Annotated in this window: 15 protein-coding genes; 10 read left to right on the top strand and 5 right to left on the bottom strand. The window is 75.1% G+C overall.

From position 1 onward, the window contains the following. From SNE206_RS11705 to SNE206_RS11695, 3 genes are all read left to right on the top strand, one after another. Positions 1–1494, top strand: coding sequence for an aldehyde dehydrogenase family protein (locus SNE206_RS11705; protein WP_407913228.1), 1494 nt, complete (start codon positions 1–3; stop codon positions 1492–1494). Beyond that, on the top strand, positions 1487–2389 hold the full coding sequence (locus SNE206_RS11700) for an aldehyde dehydrogenase family protein (protein ID WP_407913227.1): 903 nt from the start codon (positions 1487–1489) through the stop codon (positions 2387–2389). The genes SNE206_RS11705 and SNE206_RS11700 overlap by 8 nt, the downstream gene beginning before the upstream one ends. Before the next feature lie 175 nt (positions 2390–2564). Further along, entirely contained in the window at positions 2565–3212 is a 648-nt protein-coding gene (locus SNE206_RS11695; RefSeq protein ID WP_407913226.1) for an ATP-binding protein, read from the top strand. Between the two features lie 96 nt (positions 3213–3308). Here the strand turns inward: SNE206_RS11695 and SNE206_RS11690 are convergent, their stop codons facing one another. Next, a complete protein-coding gene (locus SNE206_RS11690; protein ID WP_407913225.1) occupies positions 3309–4295 on the bottom strand; it encodes a zinc-dependent alcohol dehydrogenase family protein in 987 nt (328 codons plus the stop codon). A gap of 114 nt (positions 4296–4409) precedes the next feature. Here SNE206_RS11690 and SNE206_RS11685 point away from each other — a divergent pair, with 114 nt between their 5' ends. Further along, complete coding sequence (locus SNE206_RS11685; protein WP_407913224.1) at positions 4410–5390, top strand: AraC family transcriptional regulator; 981 nt, start codon at positions 4410–4412, stop codon at positions 5388–5390. 159 nt (positions 5391–5549) lie between these two features. Here SNE206_RS11685 and SNE206_RS11680 read toward each other — a convergent pair whose 3' ends face one another. Beyond that, positions 5550–6494 carry a SigE family RNA polymerase sigma factor gene (locus SNE206_RS11680; RefSeq protein WP_407913223.1) on the bottom strand — a complete coding sequence of 315 codons (945 nt, stop codon included), beginning with the start codon at positions 6492–6494 and terminating at the stop codon, positions 5550–5552. Between the two features lie 270 nt (positions 6495–6764). Between SNE206_RS11680 and SNE206_RS11675 the strand changes: the two genes are divergently transcribed. From SNE206_RS11675 to SNE206_RS11655, 5 genes are all read left to right on the top strand, one after another. Beyond that, the gene (locus SNE206_RS11675; protein WP_407913222.1) at positions 6765–7445 is read left to right on the top strand and encodes a response regulator; all 681 of its coding nucleotides are present in this window, start codon (positions 6765–6767) and stop codon (positions 7443–7445) included. Positions 7446–7475: 30 nt separating this feature from the next. Beyond that, on the top strand, positions 7476–8963 hold the full coding sequence (locus SNE206_RS11670) for an ATP-binding protein (protein WP_407913221.1): 1488 nt from the start codon (positions 7476–7478) through the stop codon (positions 8961–8963). Beyond that, positions 8960–9316, top strand: coding sequence for a hypothetical protein (locus tag SNE206_RS11665; RefSeq protein ID WP_407913220.1), 357 nt, complete (start codon positions 8960–8962; stop codon positions 9314–9316). The genes SNE206_RS11670 and SNE206_RS11665 overlap by 4 nt, the downstream gene beginning before the upstream one ends. Positions 9317–9426: 110 nt before the next feature. Next, complete coding sequence (locus SNE206_RS11660) at positions 9427–10032, top strand: VanZ family protein (protein ID WP_407913219.1); 606 nt, start codon at positions 9427–9429, stop codon at positions 10030–10032. 414 nt (positions 10033–10446) lie between these two features. After that, a complete protein-coding gene (locus tag SNE206_RS11655; RefSeq protein ID WP_405013001.1) occupies positions 10447–10629 on the top strand; it encodes a PspC domain-containing protein in 183 nt (60 codons plus the stop codon). Positions 10630–10774: 145 nt separating this feature from the next. On the opposite strand, the gene SNE206_RS11650 is transcribed toward SNE206_RS11655, so the two are convergent. The 3 genes from SNE206_RS11650 to SNE206_RS11640 all read right to left on the bottom strand — a co-directional run bounded on the left by SNE206_RS11650 (position 10775) and on the right by SNE206_RS11640 (position 13755). Next, positions 10775–11242, bottom strand: coding sequence for a hypothetical protein (locus SNE206_RS11650; protein WP_407913218.1), 468 nt, complete (start codon positions 11240–11242; stop codon positions 10775–10777). 327 nt (positions 11243–11569) lie between these two features. Further along, positions 11570–12715 carry an adenosine deaminase gene (locus SNE206_RS11645; protein WP_407913217.1) on the bottom strand — a complete coding sequence of 382 codons (1146 nt, stop codon included), beginning with the start codon at positions 12713–12715 and terminating at the stop codon, positions 11570–11572. Positions 12716–12798: 83 nt separating this feature from the next. Beyond that, entirely contained in the window at positions 12799–13755 is a 957-nt protein-coding gene (locus SNE206_RS11640; RefSeq protein WP_407913216.1) for a LysR family transcriptional regulator, read from the bottom strand. A 63-nt stretch (positions 13756–13818) separates the two neighbouring features. Between SNE206_RS11640 and SNE206_RS11635 the strand changes: the two genes are divergently transcribed. Further along, positions 13819–15165, top strand: coding sequence for an MFS transporter (locus tag SNE206_RS11635; protein ID WP_407913215.1), 1347 nt, complete (start codon positions 13819–13821; stop codon positions 15163–15165). Positions 15166–15193 lie beyond the last annotated feature (28 nt).

The following is a 15193-nucleotide window of genomic DNA, read 5'->3' as shown; positions in this document are numbered from 1 at the left end:
ATGGCCAAGAACAAGAAGACGGACGAGCCCGTGACCGGGAAGAGCGGCCTGTTCGAGTACGCGCCGGCCCCCGAGTCCCCCGCCGCGGCGGGCGACATCGCCACCTCGTACGGCCACTTCATCGGCGGCGAGTTCGTCGACTCCAGTGGCAGCGAGGCGCTGAAGACCGTCAACCCGGCCACCGAGCAGGTGCTGGCGGAGTTCGCGCAGGGCACCGCCGAGGACGTCGACCGCGCGGTCGCCGCCGCCCGCAGGGCGTTCACCGACTGGTCGGCGCTGCCTGGCAGCGAGCGGGCCAAGTACCTCTTCCGGATCGCCCGGATCGTCCAGGAGCGCTCGCGCGAGCTCGCGGTGCTGGAGTCGATGGACAACGGCAAGCCGATCCGCGAGACCCGCGACTTCGACCTGCCGATGGTCGCCGCGTGGTTCTTCTACTACGCGGGCTGGGCCGACAAGCTCGACCACGCGGGCTTCGGCCCGAACCCGCGCCCGGTCGGCGTGGCCGCGCAGGTCATCCCGTGGAACTTCCCGCTGATGATGCTGGCGTGGAAGATCGCCCCGGCCCTGGCGACCGGCAACACGGTCGTCCTCAAGCCGGCCGAGACGACCCCGCTCACCGCGCTGCGCTTCGCCGAGATCTGCCGCCAGGCGGGCCTGCCGAAGGGCGTCGTCAACATCGTCACCGGCGACGGCCGCACCGGCGCCGCGCTGACCGCCCACCCCGACGTCGACAAGGTCGCCTTCACCGGCTCGACCCCGGTCGGCCGCTCGATCGCCCGCCAGCTCGCCGGCAGCCGCACCCGGGTGTCGCTGGAGCTGGGCGGCAAGGCCGCGAACATCGTCTTCGACGACGCGCCGATCGACCAGGCCGTCGAGGGCATCGTCAACGGCATCTTCTTCAACCAGGGCCACGTGTGCTGCGCGGGCTCCCGGCTGCTCGTCCAGGAGTCGGTGCAGGACGAGTTCCTGGAGGCGCTCAAGCGCCGCATGTCGACGCTGCGCGTCGGCGACCCGCTCGACAAGAACACCGACATCGGCGCGATCAACTCGGCCGCGCAGCTCGCCCGGATCACCGAGCTGACCGACGCGGGCGAGGCAGAGGGCGCCGAGCGCTGGGCGCCGTCCTGCGACCTGCCGGGCGCCGGCTACTGGTTCCGCCCGACGCTGTTCACCGGCGTCAGCCAGGCCCACCGGATCGCCCGCGAGGAGATCTTCGGCCCGGTGCTGTCCGTGCTCACCTTCCGCACCCCCGCGGAGGCGGTGGAGAAGGCCAACAACACCCCGTACGGGCTGTCGGCCGGCATCTGGACGGAGAAGGGCTCGCGGATCCTCTGGACGGCGAGCCGGCTCAAGGCCGGTGTGGTCTGGGCGAACACCTTCAACAAGTTCGACCCCGCGTCGCCGTTCGGCGGCTACAAGGAGTCGGGGTACGGCCGCGAGGGTGGCCGGCACGGTCTGGAGCCCTACCTGAATGTCGAGGCCCGCGATGTCTGATGGCGCACTTCGTCTTGACGTCCTCAAGACCTACAAGCTGTACGTCGGCGGGAAGTTCCCGCGGTCCGAGAGCGGACGGGTGTACGAGGTGACCGACTCCAAGGGCCAGTGGCTCGCCAACGCCCCGCTCGGCACCCGCAAGGACACCCGGGACGCCGTGCTCGCCGCGCGCGCCGCCGTCAAGGGCTGGTCCGGCGCCACCGCGTACAACCGCGGCCAGGTGCTGTACCGGGTCGCCGAGATGCTGCAGGGCCGCCGCGAGCAGTTCACCGCCGAGGTGGCCACCGCCGAGGGCCTGAGCGCCAAGAAGGCCGCCGCCCTGGTGGACGCCGCGATCGACCGCTGGGTCTGGTACGCGGGCTGGACGGACAAGATCGCCCAGATCGCCGGCAACGCCAACCCGGTCGCCGGGCCGTACTTCAACCTCTCCACCCCGGAGCCGTCCGGCGTGGTCGGCGTCGTGGCGCCGCAGGCCGGGTACGGCTTCTCCTTCCTCGGGCTGGTGTCGGTGATCGCCCCGGTGATCGCCTCCGGCAACACCGTCGTGGTGGCCGCCGCCTCCGGCGCACCGCTGCCCGCGCTGTCGCTCGGCGAGGTGCTGGCCACCTCCGACCTGCCCGGCGGCGTGGTCAACGTGATCTCCGGCCGCACCGCGGACATCGCCCCGACGCTCGCCTCGCACCAGGACGTCAACGGCATCGACCTGACCGGCGCCGTCCACCCGGACGGGCCCGGCTCGGCCGCCGCCCTGGAGGCGTCCGCCGCGGACACCCTGAAGCGGGTGCTGCGCCCGGCCGCCGACCCGGCCGCCGCGGACTGGACCGAGGCGCCCGGCACCAAGCGCCTGCGCACGTTCCTGGAGACCAAGACGGTCTGGCACCCGATGGGCATCTGACCAGGCGCCCGGCCGCCGCGTCACGACGCAGGGGAACCCGCACCCTCCCGACCGGGGGTGCGGGTTCCCGTGCGTCGCACCCGGACGCACAGCGGGCGGCGGGCCGGTGTGAGATTGGCCCGGGACGGCCCGACCGGTTTCGGCGAACGACCCTGATGCATCAGACTGGTGTCCCGTGAGTGACTCCACGCTGAACCTCCCGTCGACGCCGCACGCCCGCGTCATCCTGCTGTCGGGCCCGTCCGGGTCGGGGAAGTCCTCGCTCGCCGAGCGGGCCGGTGTGCCGGTGCTCCAGCTCGACGACTTCTACAAGGACGGCGACGACCCCACGCTGCCGGAGCTGCCCGAGGGCGGCACCGACTGGGACTCCCCGCTCTCCTGGCACCGCGACCAGGCCCTCGCGGCGATCCGCGCCCTGGTCGTGACCGGCCGCGCCGAGATCCCGGTCTACTCGATCCCCGCCAACGGCCGCACCGGCACCCGCACCCTGGAGCTCCACGGTGCCGCCGCGTTCGTCGCCGAGGGCATCTTCGCCGCCGAGCTCGCCGGCCCGTGCGCCGACGAGGGCCTGCTCGGCGTGGCGATCTGCCTGCGCAACAAGCCCTCCACCACGGCCTGGCGGCGCTTCCGCCGGGACGTCCGCGAGGGCCGCAAGTCGGTGCCCTACCTGCTGCGCCGCGGCTGGCGGCTGATGCGCACCGAGCGCGGCATCGTGGCCGGCCAGGTCGCCCTCGGCGCGTACGCCTGCGCCGGCCCCGAGGCCGAGCGGAACATCCGCGCACTCGCCGACCGCCGCCCCGCCCCGGCCCCCGCCGCGGCCTGACCCCCCCCCCGGTACCGCACCACGCCGCACCCCGGCTGCACCGCAGTGCAGCACCGCCGTGCAGCACCGCCGTGCAGCACCGCGGGCCGCCGCCGGTCAGTGGCGCACCGTCACCACGATCTTGCCGAGGTGCGCCCCCGACTCCAGGTGGCGGTGGGCCTCGGCGATCTCCGTCAGGTCGAAGGTCCGGTCGATCACCGGGGCGAGCGTGCCGGCCCGCAGGCCGGCGTCGAGGAAGTGCGCCGCCCGGCGTCGGGCGGCCGGATCGCCCACGACCTCCAGGTTGTTGTAGCCGAGGATGCGCAGGCCCCAGTCGAGGGGCAGCGGCGCGGGCCGCGGGTCGAGCCAGCCGTACACCACGAGCAGTCCGCCCGGGGCGACGGCCCTCGCCAGATCGGCCAGTCCGGGCCCCGCCACCGGGTCGAGGACGATGTCGGCGCCGCGTCCGCCGGTGGCCCGGGCGACCTGCCCGGGCAGGTCTCCCTCCTCCGCGAGGAGCACCCGGGCGGCACCGAGGGCCAGCAGCCGGTCGCGCTTGGCGGCCGAGCGGGTCACCGCGATCGGCACCGCCCCGAGGTGCCGGGCGGTCTGGATCGCCGCCACGCCGACCCCGCTGGACGCCGCCGTGACGAGCACGGTGTCCCCGGGCCGCACCCCGCCCTTCTCGACCAGTGCGCCGTACGCGGTCGTGCCGGCCAGCCAGACCGCCGCACCGGTGACCGCGTCGGTGCCGCCGGGCCGGTGCAGCAGCCCGTCCTCGGCGACCAGGATCCGGTCGCCGTACACGCCGTGCGTGCTCAGGTGCCCGACCGCGGCCGTGCAGACCTGGTCGCCCGGGGCGAAGGCGGTCACCCCCTGGCCGACGGCCAGCACCTCGCCCGCCGCCTCGTAGCCCAGCCGCGAGCCGGGCAGGACCGGCGGGTAGAAGTACGTGCCGGAGCGGAGCAGCGCCTCGGCCCGGTTGAGCCCGATCGCATCGACCCTCACCAGCACCTCGCCCTCGCCCGGATCACCGAGGTCCACCTCGGTCAGGCGCAGCACCTCGGGCCCGCCGGTCTCGTCGAACACCACAGCCACGGCCATCCTGCATCTCCTCGCCACAGAAGGTGACGCTCCGTCACCACGGCCCCGGTGGGCCGCTGTTCACGATGCTCGGCGACGGCCGCCCGGCGGGCCATGCCGCAGCGTCCACCGGTCATGTCCGCGCGTCTCGCGGGTACGCTCGGCGGCATGGACGTGCTCGGCGACGTGATCGGTGCGATGCGCGCGGGGCGGCCGCACGCCGCACTCCGGACCCGCCGCGGGCCGTGGGGGCTGCACTTCCCCGCCTCGGCGGGTGTCGGGTTCCATGCCGTGCTGGCCGGCTCCTGCTGGCTGCTGCCGCCCGGGGGCGGGGAGCCCGTGCAGGTCTCCGCGGGCGAACTGGTCCTGCTGCCCCACGGCCGCGCCTACGGTCTGGCCGACCACCCCGCGACGGCGCTGGTGGAATTCGGCAGCCCTGCGGCCGAACGCCGGCAGGAGCGGGAGGGGACCGCGGGCCCGGAGAGCGTGCTGCTGTGCGGCGCCTACCTGCTCGACCGGGAGCGGACGCATCCGCTGCTGGGCCGGCTGCCCGAGGTCGTCCGGCTGGCCGTGGCCGGCACGCCGGCGGGCACCGTGGTGGAGCTGCTGCACGGCGAGCTCGCCGGACCGCTGGCCGGCGGCGGGACGGCGGCCACCGCCCTGCTCGACACGGCGCTGCTGTACGTCCTGCGGGCCTGGTACGGCGGGCAGGACGCCGTCACGGGGCGGGGGTGGGCGGCGGCCCTGACCGATCCGGCGGTCGGTGCGGCGCTGGCCGCCCTGCACGAAGACCCGGCGCGGGCCTGGACGGTGGCGGAGCTCGGTGCGGCGGGCGGCCTCTCCCGGGCCGCGTTCGCCCGGCGGTTCGGCGCCCTGGTGGGCGAGCCGCCGCTGGCGTACCTGACGTGGTGGCGGCTGACCCTGGCCGGCCGGCTGCTGCGCGAGGGCGACGAGCCGCTGCGCGCGGTGGCCCGGCGGACGGGCTACGCCACGGAGTTCGCGCTGGCCAGGGCGTTCAAGCGGGAGTACGGCACCGCCCCGGGCCGCTACCGGACGGAGCGGCGGGCCGCCTCGGCGGCTGCCGCGGCCCGGGCGGACGGCCGCGCCGCGGGCTGAGCGCGGCCCGCCGTCGGACGCGCAGGGGCCCGGTGCCTCTCCCCGGCACCGGGCCCCTGCGTGTCGGGGTCGCGGCGGTTCCCCCGTGGCCGCCCCTCCCCCGAGCCGGCAGGCCACACGTCCGCGAACCCTTCCCGTCCCCCGACGGGAGTCCTGTGGTCAGGCGACGAGCTCGCCGAAGGCGTGCGCGGTGTCGCCGTTGCGGTTGAGCTGCTCGTCGTCGCGCAGCCGGCGCAGTGCGCGCCAGATGCTGCTCTTGACGGTGCCGACGCTGATGCCGAGGATGCCGGCGATCTCCGGGTCGGTCCGGCCCTCGTAGTAGCGGAGCACGAGCATGGTGCGCTGGTTCTCCGGGAGCTTGGCGAGCGCCTGCCAGAGCACGGCGCGCAGCTCGGTGCCGCCCATGGCGTCGGTGTCGCCCGCGTGCTCGGGCAGTTCCTCGGTCGGGTACTCGTTGACCTTGCGGCGCCGCCAGGCGGAGATGTGCAGGTTGGTCATGGTGCGGCGGAGGTAACCGCCGACCGCGGCCTTGTCGGTGATGCGGTCCCAGGCGCGGTAGGTGCTGAAGAGCGCGCTCTGCAGCAGGTCCTCGGCCTCGTAGCGGTCACCGGTGAGGTGGTACGCGGTGGCGTACAGGGAGGCGCGGCGCTCGCGCACGTACGCGGTGAACTCGGCGATCCGGTCCTCCGCCTCGGCCGAGCGCTCCCCCTGCGCGCCTCCCTGCCGACCGTCCTCGGCACCGGCTGCCGCGGGGGTGAGCCGCAGCAGCGTGGTGCCTGCGACCTGTCGGGCGTCCGGCTCCCCCGAGCCGTTGCCGTTCAGGCCGTCCCCCGTCGGGATGTCCCGACCCTGGCCGCCGACCGGGAGAATGCCCCGGAGCGTCATGGTCGAGCCGCTGTCGGCCGGGTTCCCCCCGCGGCCGATCCCGAACAGCTCCCCCCCGTGCCCGCCGCCTGAGCGGTGGGCGCCGGTGCGGTGTGCGCACCCCCGTACGATCACGGCACCGGACGTCTCGTCGGTCCGCACCTCGTACCTGGTCCGCGGGTTCGCGGTCGAACGCGCTGCGCGGACAGCCGCGTTGCGGTTCAGAAGCGTTGCGTTCATCGTGCGCCCCCATGGTCGGTACGTGCGGTTCCGCCACCGTCCCGGCCGGGTTCCGGACCCTGCGCGTTCTCGGTGACAAGGGAAATCCTGCCCGCCCGTCGTCATGGCGGTGTCCGCCGACTGTCACAGGGCTGTCACAGCAGCCGGGGGACGCGCCCGCACCGCTGTCACACCCCGCCGGACGCCCGAAGCGGTCCTTCCGGTTCCCGCGACCGTTCAGCAACCACCCGGGTGGGTGATCCCGGGCCCCGGGTGGGCCAGAATGAGCCCGTGCCTTTCCTGCTTCTGATCGAGGACGACGACGCCATCCGGATTGGCCTCGAACTCGCCCTCACGCGCCAGGGCCACCGCGTGGCCGCCGCTTCCTCGGGCGAGGACGGACTGAAGCTCTTCAAGGAGCAGCGTCCGGACCTCATCGTGCTGGACGTCATGCTGCCCGGGATCGACGGCTTCGAGGTGTGTCGGCGCATCCGCCGCACCGACCAGCTGCCGATCATCCTGCTCACGGCGCGCTCCGACGACATCGACGTGGTGGTGGGCCTGGAGTCCGGGGCCGACGACTACGTGGTCAAGCCGGTGCAGCCGCGCGTCCTCGACGCGCGGATCCGGGCCGTGCTGCGCCGCGGCGAACGCGAGAGCTCCGACTCGTCGACGTACGGCACCCTCGTCATCGACCGTTCGGCGATGACCGTCACCAAGGACGGCGAGGACCTGCAGCTCACGCCGACCGAGCTGCGGCTGCTGCTGGAGCTGAGCCGCCGGCCGGGGCAGGCGCTGTCGCGCCAGCAGCTGCTGCGGCTGGTGTGGGAGCACGACTACCTCGGCGACTCCCGGCTGGTGGACGCCTGTGTGCAGCGGCTACGGGCGAAGGTCGAGGACGTGCCGTCCGCGCCGACGCTGATCCGCACCGTGCGCGGGGTCGGCTACCGGCTCGACCCGCCCCTGTCGTGACCTCCGCTCCTTCGTCGTCTGTGAGACCTGTTGACTGACCCCCAGACCCCGCGGCGCCGGTCCGGGCCGTGGCTGCGGCTGCGTTCGCTGCGGGTGCGCCTGATCGCGGTGTTCGCCGCCGTCGCGCTGATCACCGCCGTGTCGGCGTCCGGCATCGCGTACTGGCTGAACCGCGACGCCGTGCTCAAGCGCGCCCAGGACACCGCCCTGAACGACTTCCGGGTGTCGCTGACGCGGAACGTGTCGGCGCTGCCCTCGCAGCCCGACTGCTCCGAACTCGGCTACCTGGCCCAGCAGGTGGCGTCCTCCGGGCTCAACTACGACGTGGTGGTGACCGATCCGGCGCAGCCGGAGTGCCGGGTCTCGTCCGACCCGTCGCAGTTCACGCTCGCCCTCGTACCCGAGTCGCTGCGCCGCGCCGTCGGCACCCCGCGCGAGGTGGGCCCGGGCAACCCGTACGCGTACCACCTGTACTGGCAGCGGGTGAACCTCGGCAACCGGCCGTTCCTGGTGGGCGGTACGCGGGTGGTGCCGGACGGGCCGACGGCGTACATGTTCAAGTCGCTGGAGGACGAGCGGGCCGACCTCAACACGCTCGGCTGGTCGCTGGCGATCGCCACCCTGCTCGCGCTGATCGGCTCGGCGCTGCTCGCGCAGGCCGCCTCGGCGACGGTGCTGCGGCCCGTCCGGCGGCTCGGCGAGGCCGCCAGGCGGCTCGGCGAAGGACGGCTGGACACCCGCCTGGAGGTCGAGGGCGGCGACGAACTCGCCGACCTCGCAAGGACGTTCAACCGCACCGCGGAGTCGCTGTCCCACCAGGTCGAGGAGTTGAGCGCGCGCGAGGCGCAGAGCCGGCGCTTCGTCGCCGACATGTCGCACGAACTCCGCACCCCGCTCACGGCGATGACCGCGGTCTCGGACATCCTGGAGGACGAGGCCGACTCGCTCGACCCGATGATCGAACCGGCCGTCCGCCTCGTGGTCAGCGAGACCCGGCGCCTCTCCGACCTGGTCGAGAACCTCATGGAGGTGACCCGCTTCGACGCCGGCACCGCGCGGCTCGTCGCCGACGAGGTCGACATCGCCGACCTCATCATGTCGTGCATCGACGGCCGGGCCTGGTACGACGCCGTCGAGGTGGACTCCCCCCGCGGGGTCCGGCTGATGGCCGACCCGCGCCGGCTCGACGTCGTCTTCGCCAACCTCATCGGCAACGCCCTCAAGCACGGCGGATCGCCGGTGCACGTCGTCGTCCGGCCGCACGGCGAGCAGGTCGTCGTCGAGGTCCGCGACAGCGGCCCGGGCATCCCCGAGGAGGTGCTGCCGCACGTCTTCGACCGCTTCTACAAGGCCGACAAGGGCCGGGCCCGCTCCGAGGGCAGCGGCCTCGGCCTGTCCATCGCGATGGCCAACGCACAGATCCACGGCGGCACCATCACCGCCGCCAACGGGGAGCACGGCGCGGTCTTCACCCTGACCCTGCCGCTCACCCCGCCCAGCCAGGAGGACGGCCAGTGACGGCGGCGGAACCGGCGACGGCGGGACGGGCCCGGACGGCCCGGCGGGCGACAGCGGTACGGAGGACGGCAGCCCTGGTGCTGCTGGCGGGCGCGGCGGCCGGCTGCGGCATCCGGCCGACCGCCGTACCCGTCGACGCCGGGGCACCCGCCAGCCGCACCGCCTGCCCGACACCCGTCCAGGTGCCCAAGGCCGCCGCCGCCCTGCCGAGCGCCCCGCCCGCACCCGGGTCGGGCACGGCGACCGGCGCGGCGAAGGCCCCCGGCGGCCCGGCGACGAGCGGAGCGCCGTCCGGCCCGCCCGTCTTCAGCGCCTCGCCCACGCCCACCCCCTCCGCCTCCCACTGCCCCTGAACACGCCGCCGCCCCGCCCGTACCGGAGCGGTGGAACCACCCGCCGCGGAGGGCGCGTCCCTCCCGGTGTGCACCGACATGGCACCCTCACCAGCAGCGGGACCGGAACCGTGACCGACGGCGGTCGTCCCGGCGACGACACGCCGGCCGACCGGTCCTCACCGCCGCCGGACGCCTTCCGCCCCGTGCGGGCGGTCGCACGGCTGCTGCTGGTGGCCTACCCGGTGCTGCTCGCCGTGCTGGTGCTGCGCCCCAGCGGGGCGGGCTGGACGTACCCGGCGAACCTCACCCCGCTCGCCTCGGTCGACCGGGCACTGGCCCTCGGCGGCTCCGCCGGCGCCCGCCAGCTCGCCTCCGGGCTGCTGCCGCTGGCCCCGTTCGGGGTGCTGCTGCCGCTCGCCGTCGGCCGCCTCGGCACCGCCTGGCTGCCGTCGTTCCTGCGCACCGCGGGCGGCACCGCGCTGCTCGCCACCGGACTGGAGATCCTCAAGAGCTGGGCGCCCGGCCACGTGCTGAACGTCGACGACATCATCCTCGGCACCCTCGGTGCGGCCGTCTGCCACCTCGCGGTCGTCCCGGCCGCCCGGTCCCTGCTCCGGCTGCGCGGACGGTCACCGCACGGCACCGCGGCCGACCGCCGGCAGTCGGCCGGGCAGGCCCCCCGGACCGCGCCCCTGGGCCGGTTCGGCCTGCCGGACACCGCACCCCGCCGCTGACCGTCGGCCGGGTCGGGCGCGCCGCCACCGGCGGCACGGCCGCTCCGCCGGCACGGACCGGCACGGACCGGACCGGACCGGCACGCGGCGGGTGCCCGGCGGGCGGCCTCGGCGGCGAGGAGGTCGTGCCACCCCGTGACGGAGGCTCCGCGGTCGAGGACGCCGGCCGGGGACTCGTCGACGGCCGCGCCGGGAGCACAGGACGGGCGTGACCGCGCCCTGCCCGTTCGGCGAACCGGCCGGGCCTCCGGGTCCGCCCCCGAGCCGACCCCGAGACGGTGCCCGGCCCACCCGGTGAGATGTCAGGGCCGTGGATCGGTATCGGGGCTGACGACCGGAGCGGCCCCGCCGAGCACGATGGAGTCATGCCCGCCGGAGAGACCGGCCGGGCCGCCGGACTCCGGGAGTCACGTCATGAGCAAGCTCGCCCGCCCCCGCCACAACCGCGTCATCGCCGGCGTCTGCGCCGGGCTGGGCAAGCGCTTCGGCCTGGCCCCGTGGACGGTGCGGATCATCTTCCTGGTCTCGTGCCTGCTGCCGGGCCCGCAGTTCCTGATCTACCTGGCGCTGTGGCTGCTGCTCCCGCAGGAGCCGTGAGCCACGGCCACGAGCCACTGGCCGTGAGCCACTGACTGTGAGTCACCGCCACGGCCACGAGCCACCTGCCGTGAGCCACGGCGAGGGCCCGCTCCACCGGAATCCTCCCGGGAGCGGGCCCTCGCCGTGGTGCGGCTGCAGCGGGTCAGCCGCCCACGCCGGGCAGGCCGCCGCCGGTGGCGCCGCCGAGGCCGCTGAGGGTGCCGAGGACACCGCCGACCGGGGTCTTCTCCAGGCCCTGGGCGCCGGGCACGGGCGGCAGGGCGCGGTCCTGGGCGACCGGGGCCATCTCGGGGGCCGCCTCCGGCGCGACCTCCGGAGCCGCGGCGGGCGCCTCGGCGACCGGGGCGGCGGCGACGGGCGCGGCGGCGGGCGGCGTCAGCTTGCCGGCGACCTCGGGGTTGAGGGTGCCGACGGTCTGGGTGACCTCGTTGCCGCCGGGCACCTTCTGGACGGCGCCGGGCACCGCACTGGTCAGGCCGGGGTTGGTCAGCGCGCTGGTCGGGAGCCCCAGGCCGCCGGGGGCGGCGGCGGAGGCGGTGCCGGCGGCTGCGGCGGCGATCGCGACGCCGAGAGCGGCGGTGCTTGCGGCCTTCAGAGTTGCCTGCTTCATGCGTTGGTCCTCGTGTCCTCGTCGGTGCCCGTGATCCGGCCGCCTCGCGGCGCCCGGAGTCACACCGGGTCATCAGTGACTGGCACACCGTAGTGAGAACATCGAATGCGGTTCAACGGAGCGTCACTCACAGGACTGAATAGTCGGACGATCGCAGGAGCAGCCGGCGAGCCCGGGCGGGACGGCAGGCACCGGAGGGCCGGGCCCCGGCGACGGCCCCGGCCCGCCCGGTCCAGGTGCCCGGTCCCGGCCCGCCCGGTTCAGGTGCCCGGTCCCGGCCCGCCCGGTTCAGGCGCTCTGCTCAGGCGCCCTGCCCAGGTGCCCTGCTCAGGCGCCGGCGAAGAGCCACTCCGCCTTGAGCTCGGCGTAGCCCGGCTTGATCACGTCGTTGATCATGGCGAGTCGCTCGTCGAAGGGCAGGAAGGCCGACTTCATGGCGTTGACGGTGAACCACTCCATGTCGCCCAGGGTGTAGCCGAAGGCCTCGACCAGGTGCCCGAACTCGCGGCTCATGCTGGTGCCGCTCATCAGCCGGTTGTCGGTGTTGACCGTGACGCGGAACTTCAGCCGGCTGAGCAGCCCGATCGGGTGTTCCCCGTACGAGGCGGCGGCGCCGGTCTGCAGGTTGGAGGTGGGGCACATCTCCAGCGGCACGCGCTTGTCGCGCACGTACGCGGCGAGCCGTCCGAGCCGGACGGAGCCGTCCTCGCCGACCTCGATGTCGTCGACGATGCGCACGCCGTGGCCGAGCCGGTCGGCGCCGCAGCACTGCAGCGCCTCCCAGATGGAGGGCAGGCCGAAGGCCTCGCCGGCGTGGATGGTGAAGTGGTTGTTCTCGCCCTTGAGGTAGTCGAAGGCGGCCTGGTGGCGGGTGGGCGGGTGACCCGCCTCGGCCCCCGCGATGTCGAAGCCGACGACGCCCTGGTCGCGGAAGCGGTTGGCGAGCTCCGCGATCTCCGTCGACCGCGCGGCGTGCCGCATCGCGGTGAGCAGGGTGCCCACCCGGATGCGGTGCCCGGCGGCGCGCGCCTTGGCCTCGCCGAGGCGGAAGCCCTCGTTGACGGCCTCGACGACCTCGTCGAGGGTGAGCCCGGCCTCCAGGTGCTGCTCGGGGGCGTACCGCACCTCGGCGTAGACGACGCCGTCGGCGGCGAGGTCCTCGGCGCAGTCGGCGGCGACCCTGACCAGCGCCTGGCGGGTCTGCATGACGGCGCAGGTGTGCGCGAAGGTCTCCAGGTAGCGGACGAGCGAGCCGGAGTCGGCGGCCTCGCGGAACCACGCGCCGAGCTTGGCCGGGTCGGTGGTGGGCAGGCCCTCGTAGCCGCAGGCGGCGGCGAGTTCGACGACGGTGTCCGGGCGCAGGCCGCCGTCGAGGTGGTCGTGCAGGAGCACCTTGGGCGCGCGGGCGATCTGGTCGGCGGTGGGGATGCGGGGGCCGGTGGTGCCCGCGGTGGCCGGGATCTGCTTCTCCATTGCGGGAGTGTAGCTCCTACGCGCGTAGATTCCTACTCCCTCCGCCCGTGTCGCGCCGTCGGCCGCACCGCCGGGGCAGGCCCTCAGTCGTGCGTCAGCAGACGGCCCCGGCGCGACAGCACGAAGTCGCGGAACGCCGCCGCCGGCGGGGTCAGCGGCCGGCCCGTCACCCACGCCAGCCCGATCGCCCGGCGGGTCCGCGGCGCCGTCACCTCCAGCTCCACCACCCCGGGGCGCGGCACCAGCGCGGGCGGCAGCAGCGCCACCCCCAGCCCGGCCGCGACGAGCCCGCGCAGGGTCTCCGCCTCCTCGCCCTCGAAGGCGATCCGCGGCACGAACCCGGCCTCCGCGCAGAAGCCGTCCGTGATCACCCGCAGCCCGTAGCCCTCCTCCACCGCGACGAACGGTTCCTCGGCGACCTCCGCCAGCCGGATCCGGCGACGGGACGCCAGCCGGTGGTCGGCCGGCACCACCAGGTGCAGCCGCTGCTCGTCGAGCGGGCGCGCCGTCAGGTCCGGTGCGTCCGGCAGCGGCGAGACGAGGCACAGGTCGAGTTCGCCCGCCCGCAGCCGCTCCAGCATCGCCGCCACGTAGTCCTGCACCAGCTGGAACCGCACCCGCGGATGCGACGCGCGGAAGCCCCGCAGCAGCCCCGGCACCGCCTCCGTCCCCATGGTGTGGAGGAACCCGAACGCCACGCGGCCGGCCGCCGGGTCGGCCTCCGCCCGGACCGCCTCCGCGCCGCGCTCCAGCTCGGCCAGCGCCCGTTCCACCGAGGTCAGCAGCAGCCGGCCCGCCCGGGTCAGCCGGACGGCACGGCCCTGACGGGCCAGCAGGTCGACGCCGAGCTCCGCCTCCAGCCGGGCGACCGCCCGCGAGAGGGTGGGCTGCGGCATGCCCAGCAGCTGGGCCGCCTGGGTCACGTGCTCCAGCCGGGCGACCGCCGCGAACTGCGCCAACTGCGGTGCGATCCGCGCCACGGGCGAGTCCGGGCCGAGCTCCGCCGGGCGGAGCGGCGGTGAGCTGCTGTCATGCGCCATGGCATCGATTCTCCACCATTCATGCATTGGACGCATCAACCGGGCGGGGCCTAGCGTCGTCGCATGACGCCTGCCAGTACCGGGGCATCCGCAGCCACGCTGCCGGGTGCCCCCACCTCGCCGCACCCTGCCGCCTCCACCGCCGCACCCGCCGCCACCGCCACCGCCACCGCCACCGGCGTCGCACCCGCCGCCGCGCCGGACACCCGGCACCGGCCCGGCGACCGTGCCTTCCGCCGCGCCAACCTCGCCCTCTTCGCCGCGGGCGTGGCCACCTTCGTCCTGCTGTACTCCACCCAGGGCCTGCTGCCGATCCTCTCCGCCGACCTCGGACTGACCCCGGGCCAGGCCAGCTGGACGGCGTCCGCGGCCACCCTCGGCCTCGCCCTGGCCCTGCTGCCGGCGAGCGCGCTCTCCGACCGGTACGGCCGGACCGCGGTGATGACCTTCTCGACCGTGTCGGCGGCCCTGCTGGCACTCGCCCTGCCGTTCGCCCCCGACCTCACCACCCTCGTGGTGCTCCGGGTGCTGCAGGGCGCCGCGCTCGCCGGGCTGCCCGCCACCGCCATGGCGTACCTCGCCGAGGAGATCCACCCGAAGGCCCTGGCCTCGGCGATGGGCCTCTACGTGGCGGGCAACTCGATCGGCGGGATGAGCGGGCGGCTCGTCTCCGGCTGGGCCGGCGCCGCGTGGGGCTGGCGCTGGGGCCTGGCGGTCTCGGCGGTGCTCGCGATCCTCGCCGCGCTGGCCTTCCGCGCCCTGATCCCCGCGGCCCGGCAGTTCACCCCGTCGCGGATCGACCTGCGCACCCTCGGCCGCACGGTCGGCACCCACCTGCGCAACCCGCTGCTGCTGCGGCTGTACGCGCTCGGGCTGCTCTTCATGGCCGTCTTCGGCGCCGTCTACAACACCGTCGGCTACCGGCTGACCGCAGCACCGTTCGACCTGCCGCAGTCGCTCGCCGCGTCGATCTTCGTCGTCTACCTGGTCGGCACCGTGTCCTCGGCCTCCGCCGGTCTGCTCGCCACCCGGCTCGGCCGCCGCGGCGCGCTGTACGTCGCCATCGGCGTCACCACCGCGGGGCTGCTGCTCTCGCTGGCGGGCTCGCTCGTGGCGGCCCTGCTCGGCCTGGTGCTGATCACCGCGGGCTTCTTCGCCGGCCACGCCACCGCCTCGTCCTCGGTCGGCCGCACCGCCGTGCACGGCCGCGCCCAGGCGTCCGCGCTCTACCTGATCGCCTACTACCTGGGCAACAGCCTCGGCGGCACCCTCGGCGCCGACGCGTACCACGCGGGCGGCTGGTCCGGCGCGGCCGCGGTCGGCCTGGTGGCGATGGTGCTCGCCTCCGGGGTCACGCTCTACGCGACCCGGCGGGCCGTGGTCGAGCGGCGCGCCCTCGCTACGGGCTGAAGCAGCACGCGCCCCGTCCGTCCGCCCC

The organism is Kitasatospora sp. NE20-6 (genome assembly GCF_045862635.1).
This window is presented reverse-complemented; position numbering and strand designations above follow the sequence as displayed.

Excerpts from the sequence above, each read along its gene's own strand:
- SNE206_RS11705 (WP_407913228.1), top strand. The coding sequence starts at position 1 with ATGGCCAAGAACAAGAAGACGGACGAGCCCGTGACCGGGAAGAGCGGC.
- SNE206_RS11700 (WP_407913227.1), top strand. The coding sequence starts at position 1,487 with ATGTCTGATGGCGCACTTCGTCTTGACGTCCTCAAGACCTACAAGCTG.
- SNE206_RS11690 (WP_407913225.1), bottom strand. The coding sequence starts at position 4,295 with ATGGCCGTGGCTGTGGTGTTCGACGAGACCGGCGGGCCCGAGGTGCTG.
- SNE206_RS11685 (WP_407913224.1), top strand. The coding sequence starts at position 4,410 with ATGTCCGCGCGTCTCGCGGGTACGCTCGGCGGCATGGACGTGCTCGGC.
- SNE206_RS11680 (WP_407913223.1), bottom strand. The coding sequence starts at position 6,494 with ATGAACGCAACGCTTCTGAACCGCAACGCGGCTGTCCGCGCAGCGCGT.
- SNE206_RS11655 (WP_405013001.1), top strand. The coding sequence starts at position 10,447 with ATGAGCAAGCTCGCCCGCCCCCGCCACAACCGCGTCATCGCCGGCGTC.
- SNE206_RS11650 (WP_407913218.1), bottom strand. The coding sequence starts at position 11,242 with ATGAAGCAGGCAACTCTGAAGGCCGCAAGCACCGCCGCTCTCGGCGTC.
- SNE206_RS11645 (WP_407913217.1), bottom strand. The coding sequence starts at position 12,715 with ATGGAGAAGCAGATCCCGGCCACCGCGGGCACCACCGGCCCCCGCATC.
- SNE206_RS11640 (WP_407913216.1), bottom strand. The coding sequence starts at position 13,755 with ATGGCGCATGACAGCAGCTCACCGCCGCTCCGCCCGGCGGAGCTCGGC.
- SNE206_RS11635 (WP_407913215.1), top strand. The coding sequence starts at position 13,819 with ATGACGCCTGCCAGTACCGGGGCATCCGCAGCCACGCTGCCGGGTGCC.